This window comes from Pseudomonadota bacterium (genome assembly GCA_026388255.1).
Classification (GTDB): domain Bacteria; phylum Desulfobacterota; class Syntrophorhabdia; order Syntrophorhabdales; family Syntrophorhabdaceae; genus JAPLKB01.
The window spans coordinates 1-4534 of sequence record JAPLKC010000062.1; the positions used below are offsets into that span (position 1 = coordinate 1).

A 4534-nucleotide genomic window follows, 5' to 3' on the forward strand; every position below is an offset into this window, starting at 1 on the left:
CATCCCAATACCGCGACTTCTCTCAATAACCTGGCAGCGCTCTACGACTCAACTGGCCGCTATACGGAAGCAGAAACCCTCTATAAACGGTCACTGGCGATCCATGAGAAAGTCTTTGGCCCCGAGCACCCTTCTACTGCCACTTCCCTCAATAATTTGGCAGGGCTTTATGGCTCAACCGGCCGCTATTCTGAAGCAGAACCCCTCTATAAGAGGGCACTGGTAATCGATGAGAAGGCCCTGGGTTCCGAGCATCATTCTACTGCCACTTCTCTCAATAATTTGGCAGCGCTCTACCGCTCAACCGGCCGCTATACGGAAGCAGAGCCCCTCTTTAAGAGGTCACTCACAATCCGGGAAAAAGCCCTCGGTCCCGATCATCCTGATACAGCCCAATCCCTCAATAATCTAGCGTTATTCTACCAGGAAACCGCCCGTTATGTGGAAGCAGAACCCCTTCATAAGCGGTCACTGGTAATATGTGAGAAAGCCCTTGGCCCCGACCATCCCGATACCGCCACTTCCCTCAATAACTTGGCAATGCTCTATCTTGATTCAGGTCGACTCGACAAGGGATACGCAATATTAAAGAAACAGAATAGTTCAGCGGGCCTCGGTAAATACTATCTCCTTAGAAAGGACTATGTTAATGCACAGAGGGAGTTTGCCCGATCCCTTTCCCATACAAGAAATACCGGACAGCCTCACTTCCTCATTGCCTCCCTTACCGGCATTGGCCTCTCTTATGAAGGTACGGGTGATTACGCCAAGGCCAAGGAACACTTCCATGAAGCCATAAACCTCACCGAATCCCAGTGGCGGACCCTATCCCCTGAGGCAAAGAAAAACTTCCTTACCGCACAGACGGGTGCAGGCTTTACCCGTATGGATGCTTACGAAGGTCTCATCCGTGTCCTCCTTAAAGAGAAGGGCTACGGATACGGAAAAACATCCCTTGCTGTCGCCGAGAGCGTTAAGGGCAGACTATTTCTTGAGATGCTCGCCACCCGTGAGATACGGGGGCAGACAAAGGAAGCTGATGATGTCCTCCAAAAAGATAGAGAGTATCAGCGCTCCCTCATGAGCCTCAAAAAACAGCTCGAAGTGATGGAGACAAAGGCACGGGGCGTATCCCCCGGTACAGTAGAAAACCTGAGGAGCAGTTTTTCACAGAAAGAAAAAGAATACTCCACCTTCATCGAAGAAGTGAAACTGCAAGGTGGAGAACTTGCCTCCCTCATCACCGCTGACCCCATAGGTATACCGGCTCTCCAGTCCCTCCTTGACCCCTCAACGACTCTTCTCGAATACTTTACGGGTAAAGAGGCTACCTATGCATGGCTTATCACAAAGAACAACATCAAGGCCTATGAGATACCCATAACAGAGAAAGACCTGAAAGAGAAGGTGGATACCCTCCTTTTACCCAACATATCCAACAAATCCCGGCGACCCATGCCGGTAATGGTTGCAGTCCCCTCATCAGCTAATGTTGATACCACCCCGGAAGAAAGGGAACGGAACAGACGTTACTTTACAGAAGCAGGACAGGCATTCTACCGGGATATCCTCTCCCCTGTTGAAAAAGACATTAAAACCACCAATCTCATCATTGTCCCCCACGGCGTCCTCCACAAGGTACCCTTTGCTGCCCTGTCGGACGGCAAGGGCTATCTTGTAGACAAATATTCCATTTCTATCCTTCCTTCAGCGAGTGTATTGGAATACGTGGTAAAGAAGAGAAAACCCTTCCTGGGCACGATCCTCACCCTTGCAAACCCGTCAACAGACTATGTCCCACTGGGTTTTGCAGAGAAAGAAGGAGAAACCATTTCAAAACTCTTTACTACCAGTGAGGTCTATACCAGGAACAGGGCTACGGAGACCCTGGCAAAAGACAAATCCACCTCCTTTAATGTCATCCACTTTGCCTCCCACGGTCAGTTCAATGAGAGACAACCACTCCAATCCGGTCTTATCCTTGCCAAAGACACCCAGAATGACGGTTATCTTCAGGTACATGAGATATTCTCAATGAACCTTGCCAATGCCAACCTTGTAACCTTATCAGCCTGTGAGACAGCCCTTGCAAAGGTTCAGGGTGGAGATGACCTTGTCGGTTTATCCCGTGGATTCATCTATGCCGGTACTCCCTCGCTCCTTGCCACCCTCTGGGAGGTAGATGATCAATCAACTTCCATCATCATGGAGAGCTTCTATAAGAACTGGCTCAAAGGGATGACCAAGCCGGAAGCCCTCCGTCAGGCACAGATTGCCTTAAAGAAGATGCCTCAATATGCTCACCCATACTACTGGGCAGCATTTGAGATGATAGGGGATTGGCAGTGAAACTTTTTTGCTCCATTTCAGTCCTTTTGTATGTTGTTAAAAATACAAAAGGAGGACAGGAAAATGGGAGCGAACATTATAGTATGTACTTTGATTATGTGGGGATTAACGGCAGTTGCTGTGATGCCTTTGGCAAGGCTACTCTTTAAAAATGCCCTTGTCGGCAACAGCGAGCTTGTAACGGAAGGAGGAAGCCAATTGGCGGTGACGGACGAACTCATCACAGAGCATAGCAAGCTTTATACCGTGAAGTTCATCCAGGCGGATGTGATTGTTATGGGCATTGCCGGATTTGTTGCAGGACTTGCAGGCTTTCCTCTTATCGGTTTTGCATGGAAGGCAAAAGCGTGGCCCGGACTTATTGCCCTTATTGCAGCGAGCTTTATAGGATGTCGTCTTGCCGGTCACCCGGGTATCTTCTAATTGAGGAGGGCGCCATGCGAAAGACTTTAATGATACTCATAGATATATTCATTCTGGCCGGTTTCCTCTGCATCCCTCATGCCCATGCATGGGGTGCGCGCAACAGCCTGACTTTTATAAATCACTCAGGTGATTTTGCCCTGGTGAAACTGATCGGCCCGACCAGGGATGAAGTAAAAATTTCAAACGGAAAGGAGCGAACAATACGCATTAATGAGGGACAATACGAGATTTTTGTCCGTTATGGCAATGGACCACACTATCGCTATGCAAAGGGAGAATCCTTTGTTATAGAAGGATCTTCCAATACATACACAGAGGCGTCTCTTACCCTCCATGGCGTTGTAAACGGGAATTATCGTACAGAAGACAGTTCAGAGGATGAATTCAATGGAAAATAGGGAATATAGTGGCAATGCTTATCCACAGATTACACAGATTATTTCCAAAAAGGACTCGACGTTAGAGGTTTGATCTGTGAAAATCTGTGCAATCTGTGGAAGAATGTTTTTATAAGGTGGTATGGTACGAAAGACAAACTGACATATATGAAAACAATTATGAATATCTGCGTAACCTCTGTATTTTGTCCATGGATGGTCTTTGTTTCATTTGCCTATTCGGAAGACTGCCGGCATGCTGTTGAGCTTTACAATAAAGGCACACTTTCAAAGGACTGTGTTGAGAAAGAGAACTATTTTCTTGAGGCCATACCTCTCTGTACTGATCCGGACGTGCTTTCAAAGCTTTACAACAATCTTGCCGATGTATATGAGACTGAGGGCGATCTTTCGAAAGCACTCGTTTATTACAAAAAGGCTATAGAAATAAACAAAGATCTCATAACCCCATATATGAGTGTGGGGGATATTTTTTCCAAGCTCGGCGATTATTTCAGCGCTTATGTAATGTATGATAAAGCGCTGAAAATAAATCCTGATGAGAAGGATGCCCGGAATGGCAAAGAGAAATCAGAAGAGGCATTCAAAAAAAAGATGGTCATTTACTTTGATAAAAACTCCTCTGAAATCCCGGATAACTATATCTATCGTTTACAGATCATAGGAGAGCTTTTAAAGAACAATCCTTCAACGGCAAGTATCAGAATTACAGGCCATACCTGCGACCTTGGCTCAAAGGCATATAACAGGAGGCTTTCCCGCAAAAGAGCAGAGGTTGTGGCAGAGTATTTGAAATTAAACTATCCCGTAAAGATTGAAACGCTTGTTGCTGCGGGAAAAGACAAGTTAAACCCCATCCTCCCTGACAAAGACGATGAATCACGTGTGCTTAACAGAAGGGTGGAGATACTATTAAAATGAACCGGGAGGGAACCTTGCGCAAAAATAATTACATAAAAACTGTTGTAATCGTTTTGTTATGTGCCTTCATTACCGGCTTTATTTTTGTAGCTCCGGTTATGTCTCAAAACCAAGACCTGGATGAGGCAAAAAGGCTCAACAGCGAGGCAATAAAGCTCTACCGGCAGGGCAAATATGGTGAGGCGATAAATCTTGCCAGAGAGGCACTTACAATCTACGAGAAAGCCCTCGGTCCTGATCATCCCAATACCGCGACTTCTCTCAATAACCTGGCAGCGCTCTACGACTCAACCGGCCGCTATTCTGAAGCAGAGCCCCTCTATAAACGGTCACTTGCAATGTGCGAGAAAGCCCTCGGTCCCGATCATCCTTCTACTGCCACTTCCCTCAATAACCTGGCATTCCTTTACCACTCAACTGGCCGCTATACGGAAGCAGAA

The 4534-nt window shown here is 46.8% G+C and carries 5 protein-coding genes; all 5 read left to right on the plus strand.

The annotated features are described in order from the left end of the window. Window positions 1-2349 (plus strand): CHAT domain-containing protein (locus NT178_07775; GenBank protein ID MCX5812429.1); only part of this gene is annotated, 2349 nt, incomplete at its 5' end. 63 nt (window positions 2350-2412) lie between these two features. Beyond that, window positions 2413-2772 (plus strand): hypothetical protein, encoded by a 360-nt coding sequence (locus tag NT178_07780; protein ID MCX5812430.1) that lies wholly within the window; start codon window positions 2413-2415, stop codon window positions 2770-2772. 14 nt (window positions 2773-2786) lie between these two features. Beyond that, window positions 2787-3173 carry a hypothetical protein gene (locus tag NT178_07785; protein ID MCX5812431.1) on the plus strand — a complete coding sequence of 129 codons (387 nt, stop codon included), beginning with the start codon at window positions 2787-2789 and terminating at the stop codon, window positions 3171-3173. A gap of 147 nt (window positions 3174-3320) precedes the next feature. Continuing rightward, entirely contained in the window at window positions 3321-4094 is a 774-nt protein-coding gene (locus tag NT178_07790; GenBank protein ID MCX5812432.1) for an OmpA family protein, read from the plus strand. A 98-nt stretch (window positions 4095-4192) separates the two neighbouring features. Continuing rightward, window positions 4193-4534, plus strand: a 342-nt coding sequence (locus NT178_07795) for a tetratricopeptide repeat protein (protein MCX5812433.1), incomplete at its 3' end; no start/stop codon positions are given.

What these genes read in the sequence shown, in the direction of transcription:
- NT178_07785 (MCX5812431.1), top strand. Translation starts at nt 2,787, where the DNA reads ATGCGAAAGACTTTAATGATACTCATAGATATATTCATTCTGGCCGGT.
- NT178_07780 (MCX5812430.1), top strand. Translation starts at nt 2,413, where the DNA reads ATGGGAGCGAACATTATAGTATGTACTTTGATTATGTGGGGATTAACG.
- NT178_07790 (MCX5812432.1), top strand. Translation starts at nt 3,321, where the DNA reads ATGAAAACAATTATGAATATCTGCGTAACCTCTGTATTTTGTCCATGG.